At 71.2% G+C, this 16,609-nt stretch carries 14 protein-coding genes; all 14 read right to left on the bottom strand.

Translation table 11 applies throughout. The features are described from left to right. Window positions 1-95: 95 nt before the first annotated feature. A complete protein-coding gene (locus ACRX5W_RS06880) occupies window positions 96-2,192 on the bottom strand; it encodes a hypothetical protein (protein WP_436787040.1) in 2,097 nt (698 codons plus the stop codon). A 6-nt stretch (window positions 2,193-2,198) separates the two neighbouring features. Further along, the gene (locus ACRX5W_RS06875; RefSeq protein WP_436787039.1) at window positions 2,199-3,254 is read right to left on the bottom strand and encodes a lysylphosphatidylglycerol synthase domain-containing protein; all 1,056 of its coding nucleotides are present in this window, start codon (window positions 3,252-3,254) and stop codon (window positions 2,199-2,201) included. After that, complete coding sequence (locus tag ACRX5W_RS06870) at window positions 3,251-4,516, bottom strand: acyl-CoA reductase (protein WP_436787038.1); 1,266 nt, start codon at window positions 4,514-4,516, stop codon at window positions 3,251-3,253. The genes ACRX5W_RS06875 and ACRX5W_RS06870 overlap by 4 nt, the downstream gene beginning before the upstream one ends. After that, window positions 4,513-5,625: a hypothetical protein gene (locus ACRX5W_RS06865; protein WP_436787037.1), complete on the bottom strand. Its 1,113-nt coding sequence runs from the start codon at window positions 5,623-5,625 to the stop codon at window positions 4,513-4,515. The genes ACRX5W_RS06870 and ACRX5W_RS06865 overlap by 4 nt, the downstream gene beginning before the upstream one ends. Further along, window positions 5,622-7,076: an AMP-binding protein gene (locus ACRX5W_RS06860; protein ID WP_436787036.1), complete on the bottom strand. Its 1,455-nt coding sequence runs from the start codon at window positions 7,074-7,076 to the stop codon at window positions 5,622-5,624. The genes ACRX5W_RS06865 and ACRX5W_RS06860 overlap by 4 nt, the downstream gene beginning before the upstream one ends. Window positions 7,077-7,081: 5 nt before the next feature. Further along, complete coding sequence (locus ACRX5W_RS06855; RefSeq protein WP_436787035.1) at window positions 7,082-7,843, bottom strand: SDR family NAD(P)-dependent oxidoreductase; 762 nt, start codon at window positions 7,841-7,843, stop codon at window positions 7,082-7,084. Then, on the bottom strand, window positions 7,836-8,075 hold the full coding sequence (locus ACRX5W_RS06850) for an acyl carrier protein (RefSeq protein ID WP_436787034.1): 240 nt from the start codon (window positions 8,073-8,075) through the stop codon (window positions 7,836-7,838). The genes ACRX5W_RS06855 and ACRX5W_RS06850 overlap by 8 nt, the downstream gene beginning before the upstream one ends. A 57-nt stretch (window positions 8,076-8,132) precedes the next feature. Further along, window positions 8,133-8,831 (bottom strand): hypothetical protein, encoded by a 699-nt coding sequence (locus ACRX5W_RS06845; protein ID WP_436787033.1) that lies wholly within the window; start codon window positions 8,829-8,831, stop codon window positions 8,133-8,135. Further along, entirely contained in the window at window positions 8,747-9,403 is a 657-nt protein-coding gene (locus ACRX5W_RS06840; RefSeq protein ID WP_436787032.1) for an acyltransferase, read from the bottom strand. The genes ACRX5W_RS06845 and ACRX5W_RS06840 overlap by 85 nt, the downstream gene beginning before the upstream one ends. Further along, entirely contained in the window at window positions 9,390-10,664 is a 1,275-nt protein-coding gene (locus tag ACRX5W_RS06835) for a glycosyltransferase family 4 protein (protein WP_436787031.1), read from the bottom strand. Before ACRX5W_RS06835 ends, ACRX5W_RS06840 begins: the two co-directional genes overlap by 14 nt. 58 nt (window positions 10,665-10,722) lie before the next feature. Further along, window positions 10,723-11,652 carry an NAD-dependent epimerase/dehydratase family protein gene (locus tag ACRX5W_RS06830; RefSeq protein WP_436787030.1) on the bottom strand — a complete coding sequence of 310 codons (930 nt, stop codon included), beginning with the start codon at window positions 11,650-11,652 and terminating at the stop codon, window positions 10,723-10,725. Between the two features lie 55 nt (window positions 11,653-11,707). Continuing rightward, window positions 11,708-12,856 (bottom strand): DegT/DnrJ/EryC1/StrS family aminotransferase, encoded by a 1,149-nt coding sequence (locus ACRX5W_RS06825; RefSeq protein ID WP_436787029.1) that lies wholly within the window; start codon window positions 12,854-12,856, stop codon window positions 11,708-11,710. Window positions 12,857-13,076: 220 nt separating this feature from the next. Continuing rightward, window positions 13,077-14,342 carry a rod shape-determining protein RodA gene (rodA, locus tag ACRX5W_RS06820; protein ID WP_436787028.1) on the bottom strand — a complete coding sequence of 422 codons (1,266 nt, stop codon included), beginning with the start codon at window positions 14,340-14,342 and terminating at the stop codon, window positions 13,077-13,079. Beyond that, window positions 14,339-16,582: a penicillin-binding protein 2 gene (gene mrdA, locus ACRX5W_RS06815; RefSeq protein WP_436787027.1), complete on the bottom strand. Its 2,244-nt coding sequence runs from the start codon at window positions 16,580-16,582 to the stop codon at window positions 14,339-14,341. Before mrdA ends, rodA begins: the two co-directional genes overlap by 4 nt. Window positions 16,583-16,609: the final 27 nt, after the last annotated feature.

Genomic DNA, 16,609 nt, shown 5'->3' with positions numbered 1-16,609 from the left:
CGGCTCGTCGCCCCCACAGCCCCGCTGTCGGGCTCGCCACCGGCAACGGTAAGCCCGCCAAGCACCCAGCCGCACGTCTGGGACGCGCCGGTCGGTCAGGCGGCCGGTCCGCCGCCCACGACCGCGCCCGACGCTGCGATGGGGGCGCGCGTGCCGCCCGGACCCGAAAGATGAACCACCTCGACCTTCGAGCCCGGTGTCCGGTCGACGACCTCCTGGAGCCGGCGCGCGGTTCCGGCGTCGAAGACGACGATGCGGAAGCGCTCGTCGGTGCGGGGGATGAACGACGCGAGGTTGTCCGTCCAGTGCAGCGTCACCGCGTTGAGGGGGTCGGCCCCGCTCTTCCGGTCGATCTCGCCGGCCCCGGCCTTCGGCATCTTGGCGACCAGGTCCTGCAACGCGCCCAGCTGGTGGTTCATGACCGCGACCTGCATGGTCGTGATCGCGTTGTCCCACCCCTCCGGCGAGACGACGACCAGCGTCGGCACGCCGTCGCCGAGCATGCCCGCGTTGTACATCGTCCGCAGTTCGCGTCCGTCGCTGGACAGGATCATGCCCTTCGCCCACAGCGTGCCCCACGTGGTGTCCGCGCCCGGCCGCCCCCATACGAACACAGGAGACCCCCAGCTCAGTCCGCCCGCCAGCAGAACCGCCGCGCCCGCCGCGACGACGGCCGTAGCGATCCGGCGGGCCCGCCCGCGCAGGCCTCCGCCGACCGCCGTTTCCAGAGCCTCGCCGCGCAGCAGCAGCCCGACCGCGCCCGCGCCCACGAGCACGAGCAGCACCCACGCGTGGACGACCTTCTCCAGGTAGTACGAGGTCTCACCGACCGTGGCCCACTGATAGAGCGCGACCCCGACGACCACGAGAGCCCCCGCGACCAGTTGCCCGCCCATCGCCCGCAGCGCGGGCGAGCGACGGATCCGGCGCAGGCCGTACGCAACGACCAGCAGCGCACCGAAGGCGAGCATGACCGTGCGCGGGAACTCCAGGATCACGCCGTCCACCAGCAGGTGGTCGCTCTCGTCAAGCGACCCGACGAGATGCGGTGCGGCCACCGGCACCAGCACGACCGCGCCGCACACCGCGGTGACCGCCGCCACGCGCCGCCAGGCGGCCCGGAAGCGGCGGCGGCCCAGCGCGACGACGATCAACGCGCCGAGGGCGAGCGACGGCAGGTAGAGCGGATACGTGAATGCGACGCCGACGGCCGACGCCGCGACGATCAGCGCTTGTTCGCCCGGCCGGTCCGGATAGCGCACGAGCGCGGCGGTGCCCAGCACGAGCATCAGCAGGCCGAGCACTTCGGAGTCGAAGCCCTGCCAGAACAGCGACAGCATGATGCCGGTCGCGAGGAAGGCGCCGACGGCCGCGAGGACGAAGGCCCGCCGCCAGCCGCCGAGCATCGGCCCGGCCACCCATCGGGCGGCCCACACGACCGCGAGGACGAGGAGCGCGTAGCCGGCCACGGTGTACCAGTAATAGCGCTGGAACTGGTCGTTGGAACCGCCCGAGTCGGTGGTCGAGCGGGCGAAGATGTCGGTGAGCGCGTAGAGGTAGCTCGTTCCGTTCGGATACTGCTCGGCGAAGCCCGGGGACAGGTACGGCTCGGCCGCGGAGACGTCGAAGAAGGTGTATCCGCCGATGTTGTGCACGGCGTCGAACATGCTGTAGTGCCGCAGGCGGTCACCGGTCCGGTTGACCGGGAAGAACGGCAACTGCTCGCGGAACCCGGCGCCGAGCGTCGGCCAGGCGACGACGAGCCACGCGGCTGCGCCCGCGCCGAGCGCGAGAAGGTCGCTGCCGAGCACGCGGCGCGGCAGTTCCGGTCCGCGCCCGGCCGCCGCCCCGGTCAGCACCACGCCGGTCAGCATCGTCCCGGCCACCGGCACCGGCTCCAGCCCCCAGGGCCACAGCGAGAACAGCAGTCCGCCGACCAGCAGGCACCCCATGAGCAGGGCTCCGGCGAGCATGAGCCGGTCGAGGACGGTTCCGCCCGCGCGCAGCAAAGACGCGATGGCGAGGAGCATCACGACGGGCAGCACGATGTCGGCGCCCAGGGCATGGGTGACCAGTGGCAGCAGCCACGCCCCCACGATCAGCAGCAGGATGCGCACGAGGCGCGGCAGGCGGGCGAACCTCTCGCGCAGCGCCGCCCATTGCGCGGCCGGGAACCGTTGGGCTGCGGTCATCAGCACTTAGCGTGCCCCCTGTTCGCGCGCGGGCGGCTCGGCTGTTCCGGCCGCGGGGTCCGGTTTTCCGGCGGGTTCGGTTCCTGGTACGCCGGGTGCCTCTCCGCCGCGCACCAAGCGCCGGGCGAGCAGCGCGGCGACGGCGGCGCACAGCAGGTCGGCAACGGTGAACAGCAGCCGCGAGACAAGCGCCAGGGCGACCGCTTGGCCGCGCGGCATCGTGCCGGCCAGCGAGGCGACGATGACAATTTCGCGGACGCCCGCGCCGGACGGCAGGACGAAGGCGAAGATGCCGCAGGTCAGTCCGATCGAGATCGCGCCGACGCACAGCAGCAGCGTGTCGAGGTCTGCCGGGGCGACCGCGCGGGCGAGGATCCACAAGTGCAGGCCGAAGAGCACGTACGCCAGCGCCGCGAGGCCCGCCGTACGCCCGACGAGCCCCCATGTGAGCCGCAGCTTCACCGGCGGGCGCTTGAGCAGCCGCAGTGTGAACTCGCCCGCGCGGGCGAGGAATCGCGGGTGCAGGGTCGCGAAGCCGATCGGCAGGAGCACGAACACCCATGCTGCGCTGGGCGCGTCGGAGACAAGCACGGGAAGCGCCAGGATGCCGAGCAGGAGCGAGACGACGACCGAGACGGCGATGTGCAGGAGCGACGCGGTGAACAGCCGGGCCCGCGAAACCTTTGCCCGGCGGCCGAGTTCGAGTTGGAGGACGTAGCTCCACACCGATCCGGGCACGTATTTGCCGAGCTGGCTCACGAGTTGGATCTGCGCGCCTTTGCGGAAGCCGATCGGTTTGCCCATGCTGTCGACGACCGCCTGCCACGCGAGCGTCCCGGCGACCATGCCGAGCATGACCGTCATCCCGCTCAGTACCACGGCGTACCAGGGGAGTTCGCGCAGCGTGGCAGCGACCTCGGACCAGTTCCGCAGCACGACGTACGTCATGGCGCCGACCGCGGCGACCAGCAGGACCGGGCGCAGCCAGGCGACGACCCGCCCGAGCCTGCGCGTCCAGGTCCGCGACCGGGTGGCGTCGGCGCCGGTCGCCGGTCCGGTCACTGCCGGGCCCGCGCGGGCGGGGCGGCGATGGTGGTCAGGCGCGTGAACTCGCGCGGCAGGTCGTAGCCGTCCCAGATGGGTGCGAACGACAATGCCGCGCCGATGGGCACGATGCGGTCGATGCCGCGCCCGCCCGCGCCGCGCGCGAACTCGGCGAGTTCGGCCTCGGTGAATCCGAAGTGGGTGAGCGTCTGGTCGCGGCGGCGCAGTATGGGCGCGAGGTCGGCGAGCCGTGCGACGGTCGCGGTCGGGAAGGTGCCGGCCCCGAGCCAGTCGCGCGGGGCGTCGAGGGGGTCGGCGAGGTCGAGCACCGCGAGGGCTTCGTCGGCGGCGAAGGACACGCGGGTGACGCGCCCGCCTGCTGCCTCGCCGTAGGCCGCGACGCGTTTGTGCACGGCCATGGCGGGCTCCGGGGTGCCGCCGCGCTCGGCGATCACCTGGGCGAGCCGGGCGAACAAGTCGCGGCGGGCCTCGGTGGCGGGCGCCTCGTCACCGACCCAGAACAGCGCGCGCGGCGACGCGCACGCGGCCTGGTCGAACCAGTAGCTGTCGTTGTGCAGGCCGAGGACGACCTGTTCGCGCTGTTCGTCGTCGGCCGCCAGCCACGCACCCGCGGAGACGACGGCGAACGAGGACCGGTCGGGGAACGCGAGGTCGCGGGCCGCGGGCGGGAGCGGTGTGCGGCGCACGGCGGCGACGGTGTGGTCGCCGCCCCAGACGACGCGCAGGTCGCACGCGGCGGACAGGGCCTCGGTGGCGCGGTCGTCGCGGTCGTAGGTGATCATCCGCTGGGTCGCGGCGAGCGCCGGGTGGGCGTCGGCGAGCGCTTCGGTGAGGCGGTCGAGGATCACTTCGGCGGCGGGGCCGGAGCGCGGGGAGACGCGCACGATGTTGCGGTTGCCTGTCAGGGCGGCCAGGGCCCAGGCGTAGACGAAGATCGTGTCGACATTCGCGGGGGGAATGTGGAACACCAGCCCGCGCGGGAAGCGCAGTGTCCGAAACGCGCCTGTGTCGGCGGTGGTCAGCCGCGCGAGTTGCGCGTCGAGTTCGGCGCGGCGCAGGAAGAAACCGAGGGGCGCGAGCTCGGGGTGTCGCCGGATCAGCGCGGGTTCGAGGAGCGTGCGGCCGAACGAGGTCAGGAAGTCCACGACGCGCGGATCGCCCACGACGAGGGGCCCGCCGGGGACGTCGGCGGCCATCTCGTCCAGAAGGTCGGGCAACGCCCTGTCGGGGCCTGCGGGGAAGCGCTGACGGATCATCATGCGGCTTGTCCCCCTTCGGAGTCGGCGGACGAGTCCGGGGTTTCCGGCGCGGCCGGTCCCGTATAGGTGTCGCTGCATCCGCGTGCCTCGGCACGGGGCAGGCGCCCGAGGACCGAGAAGCGCTTTCCGGGCCAGTGGCCGTCGTCGACGCCGTGCACGACGCCGAGGTCCTCGGTGAGCAGCACGTGTCCGGGATAGGAGCGCGGCAGGGTGCTGACCACCTCCAGCACGCCCGGGGTGCCGACCGGCTGTTCGCGCCACGTGCGCGGGTCGCGGACCACGACGTCGGCGAAGTCCGGGCAGTACAGGGCGTCTCCGTCGGGGCCTTCGACGAAGACCGTGCCGATCTGCTCGACCATGCCGTAATAGTTGTGGATGCGGGTCAGACCGGTGTCGGCGGCGAACTTCGCACGGAACGTCGCGTTGTCGACGGCGCGTTCGGCGAGTTTCTTCCAGCCGCCGGAGTGCACGAGGATCCCGTGCGAGAGGTCGAGCCGGTGTTCGGCGGCGACTTGGTACAGGTACTGCCACACCATGGCGGTGAAGCCGAAGATGAGGAACGGCTCGCTGCCGTGGGCGGCGAGGAAGCCGCGTACGGCATCGGGGTCGGGGCGGCCGTCCGCGTCGAGCGCGTACGCGTGGTCGCGGCCGAATCCGGCCATGCCGAGTACGCCGGCGCCGCGCGCCGAGAACGTTCGCGGGTCCTTGACCACGGACATGGTGTCGACCATGAGCATGGGCAGGCGCTTGCTGCCGAGGACCGCCTGGAGGGTACGGCTGAGCGCGCGGCTCTGGTCGGCGGCGGCGGCCCGGTCGAGATGGATGCGCGAGACCTCCGCGCCGGTGGTGCCCGACGACGTGAGGGTCTTGAAGATCTCGTCGCGCGGCACGCTGACCAGGTCGTGGTGCTTGAACAACCGCACCGGCAGCCACGGCAGTTCGGCGATGCTCGCGCCGGGGTCGCCGGGTTCGGTGCCGAGCGCGGCGAGGATGCGGTCGTACTCGGGGCAGTGGGCGCGGTGATGGGCGGTGAGCCGGTGGAGTTCGGGCAGCAGTTCGGTCTCGCGCTGGGCCTGTGTGCGGCCGAAGACGAAGCCTTGCTCGGTCATCCGGAGGCCTCCAGGGCGCGGTAGTCGACCTTGCCGCTGGCCAGCAGCGGCAGCGCGGGCAGTGCGCGGACGTCGAATCCGGAGGCGTGGACGCGCAGTCGTGCCGCGAGCGCGCGTCCCGCCTCGCGGCAGCGCTCGGGGTCGGCGCCTTCGAGCCACACAATGATCCGGTCGTCGCCGGGGACCGCGGCGGCGACGCCGTGGGAGCGCAGCAGGTCTTCCAGGTCGTCGAGGCTGACGCGGGTGCCGAAGACCTTGCCGATGCGCTTGAGCCTGCCGGTGATGGTCAGGAAGCCCTCGTCGTCGAGGCGGCCGAGGTCGCCGGTGGCGAGGACTCCGGCGAGGTCGTCGCCGCGGGCGAGGTCGTCCTCGTGTTCGGCGTAGCCCATCATCACGTTGGGCCCGGTGTAGACCACTTCGCCGACTTCTTCGTCGCCGTCCGGATCGGGCGCGTGGTGGGGTGCGTACTCGGGCGGCCGGATGCTGAACGCCCCGCCGGGGACGGCCAGTCCGGCGGTGCCGAGCTTGTCGGCGAGGCGTTCGGGCGGCAGGACCGCCATGCGCGCGGTCGCCTCGGTCTGTCCGTACATCACCACGAGGCGCCCGGCGACGGTGTCCATGCGCTCGGCGAAGTCGCGGACAAGGGTGCCGCGCAGTCGCCCGCCGGCCTGGGTGAGGGTGCGCAGCGCCGGGTGGTCGCCGGGGGTGAAGCCGATGCGGCGCAGCATCTCGTAGTGGTACGGCACGCCCGCGAAGCTGGTCGCGCGGTGTTCGTCGATGGCGTCCCAGAACGTGCGCGAGAGCACGCCGTTCGGCTCGATCAGCACGGTCGCGCCGGCGACGAAGTGGCTGTTGAGGACCGACAGTCCGTAGCTGTAGTGCAGCGGCAGGCTGGTCGGCGCGACCTCGTCGGGGCCGAGTGCGAGCGCCGTCGCGATCGAGCGGGCGTTGGCGAGGACCGCCGACGCGGAGAGCCGGACGAGTTTGGGGTTGCCGGTCGAACCGCTGGTCGTCAGCAGGACCGCGAGTTCGGGGTGCGGGGCGACGCCGTTCGGATCGGCGCGGACCCATCCGACGGGGGCCGCGGCGCGGTAGCCGGACGGCGTCGGCCCGTCGGCGGCGATGACGGCCGCGGGCCGGAAGCGCCCGATGAGGAGTTCCAGCGTGGTGCGGTCCAGTGCGGGGTCGAGGAGCAGCACGGGGCGTTCGGCGCTCAGCGCGCCCAGGTAGCGCAGGACGCCGGACACGTCGAGCGGCGTCAGCGCGAACACCACGCCGCCGGGCACTCCGGCCAGCGGTTCGGCGGTCTCCGCGATCCGGTCGCGCAGTTCCGCGCCGCCGACGCGCTCCCCGGACCGTCCGTCGAGCAGCGCGGCTCCGTCGGCCACGAGGAGGTCGGCGAGTGCGGCGCAGCCGAGCCGGGAGGCAACGCCGTCGGCGTGTTCGGACACGTGCGTCACAGGACCAGGCCCCCGTCGACGCCGACGATCTGGCCGGTGACGAAGTCGGCGTCCGGGCCGCACAGGAAGCGGATCACGCGCGCGACCTCGTCGGGGTCGCCGACCCGGCCGAGGGGCGTGTCGGCGACGCGTTCGGCGATGACTTCGTCGGGCAGGTGGGCGATCATGTCGGTGCGGATGACGCCGGGCGCGACGGCGTTGACGCGGATGCCGTGCGGGCCGAGTTCCTTCGCGGCCGACTTGGCGAGCGCGGCGACGGCGCCTTTGGAGGCGGCGTACGCGCTTTGCCCGGCGTTGCCGCGTTCCCCGACGATCGAGGCGAGGAGCACGATGGCGCCGCGGCGTTTGCGCATCATGACGCGCGCGGCCGCCTGGAGACAGGCGAGGGTGCCGGCGACGTTGGTGCCGAGCATGCGGTCCACAAGGTCGTCGCGGATCATGCCGATCAGCGCGTCCTCCAGTACCCCGGCGTTGGCGACCAGGCAGTCCACGGTGCCGTGTTCGCGGGCGACGGAGGCGAACAGTGCGCGTACGGCGGCGGTGTCGGTGATGTCGACGCCGTGTCCGGCCGCGCGAACGCCGAATTGCGCGGCGACCTCGGCGGCGCGTTCCTTGGCGACGGCCTCGTCGCGGCCGGTCAGGACGACGGTCGCGCCGGCTTCGGCGAGCGCGCGGGCGGTGGCCAGGCCGATGCCGCGCGTGCCGCCGGTCACCACGCAGATTCGCTCGTGCAACGGCTTGGCGGGGCTGTCAGTCACCGAGGCCCATCTCCCGCAGCATGTCGTATGCCACCTTGAAGGCGCTCATCTCGATCACCTGGTCGGTGTCGAACTGCACGTCGAACTCGTCTTCGATCGCGGCGACGAGGGCCATGTGCCCGAGCGAGTCCCACTTGTCGATCTCGCGGTAGCGCAGATCCTCGATCCTGGTGCCGGGGGCCAGGTCGAGCGCCTGGGCGAAGACGCCCTTCAGCCGTTCTTTGGTGGACATGCCTCTCCCTTGCTGCCGTGGTGCTGCTGTTTGCTGGTTCGTCGTGTCGGGCCGCCGTCAGTCGGGCGCCGGTGCGGATCGCTCCCAGGCGGTGAGCATGGAGGCGATGTCGGGCGGCAGGCCGTCCGGCACCGCGCTGTGGCCCTTGACGTACTCGGCCATCGCGGCGACGGCGTCGCCGTCGATGCCGCAGCGGGCGAGGCCGATCTCGTTGACCCCGACGGCACGGGCCGGGTTGCCGACGGCGATGCTGAACGGCGCGATCTCGCGGCGCACACAGGCGCCCATGCCGACCATCGCGCCGGGCCCGACCCGGCTGAACTGGTGCAGGACCGCGCTCATGCCGATGTTGGCGTGCGCGCCGATCTCGGTGTGGCCGCCCAGTTGCACCGAGCACGACAGCGTGACCGAGTCGCCGAGCGCGACGTCGTGGCCGGCGTGGCTGCGGGTGAGCAGGTAGCAGTCGTCCCCGATGCGGGTCGGCCGCTTCGTGCCCTGGTGCACGGTGACGTACTCGCGCAGGTAGTTGCGGTCGCCGATCTCCACGCCCTCGCCGTCGAGTTCGCCCTCCCACGCGACGGGGTGCGGGCCGCCCCGCGATTCGGCCGCGGCGCCGATCGAGACGTGCGGGCCGATCCAGTTCCCGTCGCCGATCCGGCACGGCCCGAGGATCACGCTGTACGGTCCGACGACGTTCCCGTCTCCGAGGACGACGCCGGCACCGACGACAGCGGTGGGGTGGATGCGGTTGGACACGGTGATTCCTGACTATGGGGGGTTTCTGCCGCCGCGCGGACCCGACGTACCTCGGCCTCGACGTATTCGGCCTCGATCCGCCGGATCACCCGCGCGGGGTTGCCGGCGGCCAGCGACCGGTCGGGTAGGTCCTTGGTCACCGTCGACAGCGGCTGCACGGTGACGAAGTCGCCGATGACGACGCCCGGCATGATCACGCTGTTGCCGCCGATGAAGCAGCCTTTGCCGATGCGGACCGGCTTGTGCTGGTTGAGCTCCGACCCTGTGTGGTTGGCCAGCGTCATGTTGGCCAGCCAACTGGAGTGCGTGAAGACCAGGACGTTCGGGCCGACGCTGGTGTGCTCGCCGATGTGAAGTCCGCCGCTGGCGTCCAGCACCGCGCCCTCGCCGATCCAGCAGTGGTCGCCGATCTCCAGGCGCTCGCGGTCGACGATCTTGGCGCGCTCCCGGATACGGGTGGTCGGCGGCAGGCCGAGCAGTGCGGCGCGTTCTCGGTCGTTCATGTACTGGCCGACCAGGTCCGTGAGGATGCCGGGGCGCAGTCGGCGGCTGCGTTCGTCATCGAGGAACATCGGCGGTCCCCTCGGCCGGCGGCGCGTCGGTCTCGGGTACGGGCTGCGCACCAGGCGCCGTGTCGCGGTGGGTTCCGGGGGTTCGGCCGAGCATCTGGGCGAACACCTCCAAGTGTTGGTCGGTGATCCGGTCGAGCGTGAAGTGTTCGCGGATGAGCTCGCGTTGCCGGCCGGCGATGGCTGCGCGTTCGCCGGGGTCGTCGAGCAGCCGGATGAGGGCGCGCGCCAGTTCGTCCGCGTCGCGGTGCGACACCAGGACCGCGTTCTCCCAGTTGCGCAGCCGGATGCCGGGGAAGTTGGTCTCGCGCACGGCGACGACGGTCGGGCAGCCGGCCGCCATGGCCTCCAGGCTCGCGGTGCCGCAGCCGCCGCCGGACAGATCGTGCACTTCGACGTCGGCCGCGGCGAAGTACGCGGGCACGTCCTCGCGCGGCACCTCGCCGACGCACACGACGGCGTCCTGGACACCGAGTTCGCGGGCCCGGTCGAGAAACGCCCCGTAGTAGACGGTGCCGACGACCACGAGCTTGGCGTCGGGGTACTTGTCGCGGACGGCGGGCAGCGCGTCGATCAGCAGCCTCCGGTCGCGCAACGGGATGACGTGGCCGACGGAGGCGATCAAGGGGCCGTTTCCCACACCGAGTTCGGCGCGGATGTCGCGGGTGGGCAACACATCGAACCGTGCGGGGTCCACGGCGACGGGGATGTAGTGGAACCTGTCCTTCGCCGCGTCGTAGCGGGTGGCGCAGTACGTCTCCATCAGTTCGTCCATGATCACGAAGCGCGGGTCGTAGCGGCGCAGGACACGGCGCAGGAAGACCCGGTCGATCGCACGGAAAGCCGTGGCGTAGAGGGCGCGCGGGCTCTGCAGGCGGGTGTGCACGGACAACAGGACCGGGACGCCCCGTGCCCGCGCGTACTGCCCGGTGAGCCAGCTCAGATCGAGGAACTGCCCGTGCTGGTGGATGACTTCGGGTCGAAAGGCGTCGAGGATCCGGTACACGCGCCGCAGATTGCGGCGTCCGCCGGTGAAGGTGATGTCGAAGTCGATGGACAGGCCGAGCTTCGGCATCGTGACGGCCGGCAGCCGGTGGATCCGGACACCGTCGGCGACCTCGTACGCGGGCGCACCCCGGTAGGCGGCGGTGAGCACCACCACGTCGTGGCCGCGCGCCGCGTATTCGTGCGCGAGGGCGGCGGACAGGTGCGAACTGCCGCCCACACGCGGCGGGAAGAAGTTGTTGACGACGGCGATACGCACGGCGGACCTTCGGTGCTCCGGGGGACTTCGGCGGTCAAGCGGTGGTCGGAACCGCGGGTCAGTTCCCGTCGCGCACCAGGTCGGCCATGCCTTGTTCGACCGACACCGTCGGCTCCCAGCCGAGCACCTCGCGGGCCCTGCCGATGTCCGCGGCCCGCCGCGACACCAGCACGTCACGCGGGTTGAAGCGCGGCTCCATGCGCGCACCGACGGCGTCGATCAGGATCTTGGCGAGTTGGGCGATCGAGGTGTCGATGCCGGTGCCGATGTTGATCGGCATGTTGTCGCGCTCCGCCTCCAGCGCCGCGGCCACCGCCCGCGCGATGTCGCCGACGTGCACGAAGTCCATCGACTGCTCGCCGCGCCCGTCGATCACGGGCGGTTCGCCCGCGCGGATGCGGCGGAGGAAGGTGTTGATCACCGAGGTGTAGTAGGCCTCGATCCGCTGGCCCTTGCCATACACGTTGAAGAACCGCAGCGCGAGCCACGACAGGCCCTTGGTGCGCTGGTAGAACGCGAGCAGGTCCTCGCCCATGCGCTTGCTGATGCAGTACGGCGTCAGCGGGTCGAGTTTGTCGTCCTCGTGCATCGGCAGCGTCTCGGGGTCGCCGTACACCGACGCCGACGACGCGAACACCAGGCGCCGCACGCCGTGGTCGGCCGCGGCGGCGAAGACGTTGTGGTTGCCGGTGACGTTGATGTCGATGCTTTCGTACGGGTCCTCGATGCTCTTGTTGATGGACACCGTCGCGAAGTGGATCGCGTGCGTACAGCCCTTCATCGCGTTGTGGACCGCGCCGCCGTACCGCACGTCCTGCTCGACCAGGTCGACCTTGCCGGTCGCGGTGAACTCCTCGACGCGGGCCCGGTCGCCGCGCGACATGTTGTCGAAGATGCGTACCCGGTAACCGCGTTCGAGCAGGATCGGAATGGTGTGGCTCGCGATGAACCCTGCTCCGCCGGAGAAGAACACGGTGGGGACGGACACGCTGGACTCCTCGTGGGTGGCGCTGGTCGGTGGGTGGGCCCGGACGGTCCGGGGGTCAACGGCTGTTCTCGACCGCCTTTCGCAGCGCCTCCGCGACCCGCTCGACGTCCGTGTCGGACATCTCGGCGTGCATCGGGACGGCGAGCTGGCGGTGGAACAGCCCGGCCGAGACCGGACACGCCTCGCGCGGCCCGTAGACGGGCTGGAGGTGGGACGCGTAGGTGCCGAAGTTGCAGCCGATGTCCTGCTCGCGCAGCAGGGTCGCGACGCGGGCACGGTCCACGCCGGGGGCCAGCGTGACCGCGTACGACTGCCAACTGCCGGTGCGGTCGGCGGGTTCGCGGGGCAGGGCGGCGCCGTCGACGTCCGCGAGCAAGGCGGCGTACCCGGCCGCGACTTCCCGGCGGCGCGCGAGCAATTCGGGAAGCCGCGCGAGTTGCACGCGCATGATCGCCGCGGCCAGGTCGGACAGCTTGTAGTTGTACCCGGGCTCGTCGAAGACCGGGACCGGCAGCTCGGTGCGGCCGGCCCGTGTCCACGCGCTCTCCAGCCCGAAGGCCGCGAGCTTGCGCGCCTTGTCGGCGATCGCGGCGTCGTCGGTGACCAGGGCGCCGCCTTCGCCGCACGTGATGCCCTTGCGGCCGTGGAAGCTGAACGCCGCGACCGGCGCGAGGGAGCCGGCCGGCCGCCCCTGGTACGTCGCCCCCGCCGCGCACGCGGCGTCCTCGACGAGGAACACGCCGTGGCGCTCGGTCAGTTCCCCCAGCTCGGCATAGTCGGCGGGCAGCCCGGCCGTGTCCACCGCGATCACCCCGACGGTACGCGGCCCGACGAGCGCGGCGACCGCGGCGGGATCGACCGTGGCGGTGTCGGCGCGCACATCCGCGAAAACCGGCGTCGCGCCCGTGAACAACACCGCGTGCCCGGTCGCGGGGAACGTGTAATCCGCGACGATGACCTCGTCGCCGGGCCCGACACCGTACGCGAGCAACGCCAGGTGCAGGGCAGCGGTGCAGTTGGCCACCGCGACCGCGTGCCCGGCACCGCACGCCGCGGCGAACTCCTCCTCGAAGGCCCGGCACGCCGGGCCCGCCCCGGCCACCCAGCCGGACCGGAAAACCTCCGCCACCGCGGCGAGTTCCGCGTCCCCCAGGCTCGGTCGCCCGAGAGGCACGGCGCCGGGTGCTTCGGGTCCATCCGCCATGGCCTCTCCCTGCCTGTGCTGTGCCGAAACCGCCGGCCTCTGCCGATACCGCCAAGCCGTGCCGTGCCGTGCCGAACCGCCGAGCGCAACCGGTCTCCGGACGCGCCAGGACCCGGGCTCCGTGTGCTCAACGGGTCCCGGGTCCTGGGGGTTACTCGGCCAAAGGGGCGAAATCGCCATCAATCCCTGATGGGTCACCCAGCCCGCACGGGCCGCGCGTTCAGGCCTTGGTGAACGCCTTGGCACCGCGCATGTGCACGGATTGCAGCAGTCCTATGGCGATCCAGATGGCGAACATCGAGGAGCCGCCGTAACTCACGAACGGCAGCGGCAGGCCGGCCACCGGCATGATGCCGATGTTCATCCCGATGTTCTCGAACATCTGGAAGCCGAGCCACGCCACGACACCCGCCGCGATGATCGTGCCGAACAGGTCGTCGGCGTTGACCGCGATGCGCACCCCGCGCCACAGCAGCGCGCCGAACAGGAACAGGATCACGGTGCAGCCGATGAGGCCGAGCTCCTCACCCGCGACCGAGAAGATGAAGTCGGTCTGCTGCTCGGGCACGTACTGGCCCTGCGTCTGGTTGCCCTGGAACAGCCCGGTGCCGGTGAGTTTCCCCGAGCCGACGGCCAACTTGGCCTGCGTGATGTTGTAGCCCGCGCCCGCCGGGTCGAGGTCGGGGTCGGTGAACGCCCGGAACCGGTCGATCTGGTACTGGCTGAGGACCCCGAGCTTCCACACCCCGAGGGCGACGACGATGCCGAGGGTGGTCAGACCGACGAGCCACCGCGCCTGCGCACCGGACGCCAGCAGAACGCCCATGATTATGACGCCGATGACCATCGCGGAGCCCAGGTCGGGCATGAGCATGATGACCCCGATCGGCGCCATCGCGAGCGCCACCGCCCAGAACACCGCGCGATTGCCCGGCCGTTCGACGTCGCCGGTGTCGACGCGCTCGGCCAGCAACATGGCCATGCCCAGGATGACGCCGATCTTGGCCAGCTCGGCCGGCTGCAGCGAGAAGCCGGCGGGCAGCATGATCCAGGCCTTCTGGCCGTTGATGGTCGCACCCAGGGGGCTGAGCGCGGCAAAAAGCCCGAGCATCGCGACGATGCCGATGAACGGGACGAGGACACGCATGCGCCGGTGCCCCACCATCGCGACGATGGCGAACAGCACCAGACCGATCACCATGTTGAGCAGGTGCTTCTTGAGGAACGCCTGCGGATCGCCGCCGGTCAGATGCGTCCGCGGCCGGGTCGCCGACCACACCAGCAGCGACCCGATGACCGACAGCGCGAGCGACGCGCCGAACAGCACCCAGTCCAATCGGCGCACGGGGGCGTCGCGTTCGAGCGCACGGGCGGCGAACGAACGCTTTTGCTCGGCGAATCCCGGCGACAGCTTCTGCAGCGGCGGCGGCCCGCCCAGGCCGAACGCCTTGGGCTTGCTCTGCCGCATCTTGAGGCCGAGGTTCATACGAACCGTCCCCCTCGGTACGGCACCCGGTCCGGCGGCAACGCCCCCGGTGCCTCGATCGCGACCGTTGTCGCCATACCGTTCGGCCCCGGTGTGCCCGGCAGTTCGAACGTGTAGGAGGCGACGGGCGCGACCGTGCCGTCCGCGTTGATCGGTGGCAGCGCCGACGGAGGCGCCGGCAGCATGGCCCGGGCCGGGTCGATGTTGCCCTTGTCGTCGACCCCGTACAACGCGTCGTAGATCTTGCGCACGCTCGGACCCGACGTGCCCGAGCCGGTACCACCTTGGCTGACCATCATGACGACGGCATACTGCGGGCCGTCCGCCGGACCGCCGAACGTCGCGAACCACGACGTCGACTGCTTGTTCTGCACGGACCCGGTACCGGTCTTGGCCCCGACCGGCAGCTTGTCCAGGGGCCACCCGGCGAAGACACGGGACGCGGTGCCGTTGGCCGAGACGCCGACCAGCGCGTTCTTGAGGTACGCCAGGTGCTCCGGGCTTATCGGCAACTTGCCGCTGACCTCGGGCTGGATCTCGCGGACCACCTTGCCGTCGGGGCTGACGATCGCCTTGCCGATCGTCGGCTCCCAAACCGTGCCGCCGTTGGCGATCGCCGCGTACACGCGCGCCATCTGCAACGGCGTCACCAGCGTCTCGCCCTGCCCGATCGCGAAGTTGACCGCGTCACCCGCGCGGAACTGCCAGCCGTCGATGCAGTTCTCGCGGTAGACGGCCTTCTGCCCCGCGGAGATCTTGGAGTCCTCGGCGAGGCGGCACCAGTCGTCCTTGTTCTGCTCCCACTCCGCGCGGCGCACCGACTGGTCGACGATGCGACCGCCGACCTCACCGGGGATGTCGATGCCGGTCGGCGCTCCCAGGCCGTACGCGCGGGCCATGTCCACCATCGGGTGGTGGGTGCCCTGCAGGCCGCCCTGCTTGAGCCACATGTCGTACGAGAGACCGTAGAAGACGGTGTTGCACGACACTTCGAGCGCACGGGCCAGGGAGATGTCCCCGTAGCCCGCCCCTTCGAGGTTGTTGAAAGTGATTCCGCCGACCGTGACGCTGCCCGGGCACGGGTAGTTGTCCTTGAGCGAGTACCCGCTCTGGGCCGCCGCCGAGGTGGAGACCACCTTGAAGATCGAGCCGGGCGCGAACTGGCCCTGTATGGTCCGCGGCATGAGCGGCGTTCCGGCCTCGGGGCTGCTCAGCATCTGGTAGTCCTTCGCCGAGATGCCGCCCACCCAGACGTTCGGGTCGTACGTCGGCGCGCTCGCCATCGCGACGATGCGCCCGGTCTTGACGTCCATCACCACGACCGCGCCGCTGTCGCCCTCGAAGAACCGCCCGGTGTTGCCGGAGTCGAAGGTGGCCCGCGCACGCAACAGCGCTTCCTGGAGCTGCTGTTCGGCCACCGCCTGGATGCGCGCGTCGATACTGGTCACCAGGTGGTTGCCCGGGATCGACGGCGTCTCGGAGACGGTTCCGGTCACCCGCCCGATGTTGTCGACCGAGAGCCCGGTGACCCCGGCCTGACCGCGCAGGTCCGCGTCGTACGTGCGCTCCAACCCACTGCGGCCGACCTGGTCGGACCGCTGGAGGTTGCCCTCCCCCGTCTCCTTCTGCCGGGTCAGCTCCTGGTCGGAGACCGGCGAGAGGTAGCCGAGGGTGTGCGCGGCATTGACGCCCTCCGGCGTGGGATACGCGCGCACCGCGGTCGGTTCGGCGGTGATGCCCGGGAAGTCCTCCCGGTGTTCCATTATCGCCAGCGCCTGCTCGGTCGTGGCGCCCTGCATGATCGGAATCGGCTGGTACGGCGAGCCGTTCCAACACGGCTGCGACACATCCTTGTCGCACAGCCGGATCTTCAGCTTCAGTTCCTCGGCCGGCATCTTCAGCACGTCCGCGAGCCGCTCCAACACGGCCTCGCCCTTGTCGGGCTGCTTGAGCAGTTCCGTACGGCTCGCCGACACCACGAGCGTGGTGCGGTTGGCGACCAGCGGGCGGCCCATGTCGTCGAGGATCGAACCGCGCACCGCCGGCGTCACGACCTGCCGCACGTTGTTGCTGACGGCCGCCTGGCTGTACTCGTCGCCCTCTCGGATCTGGAGGTACCACAGTCGACCGAACAACGTGACCACCAGCGACAGGACGAGCACCTGAAGGATGATCAGTCGAGCCCGGACCCCGTGGGCGCCGTCACCACGCGAACGCCCGGCGTTCGTCAGGCTGGGCATCATCGGCGTATCACTCCCACGTTCTCG

Origin of the sequence: Yinghuangia sp. YIM S10712 (genome assembly GCF_051388935.1) — a bacterium.
In the GTDB taxonomy this organism is placed as follows: domain Bacteria; phylum Actinomycetota; class Actinomycetes; order Streptomycetales; family Streptomycetaceae; genus Yinghuangia.
This window is presented reverse-complemented; position numbering and strand designations above follow the sequence as displayed.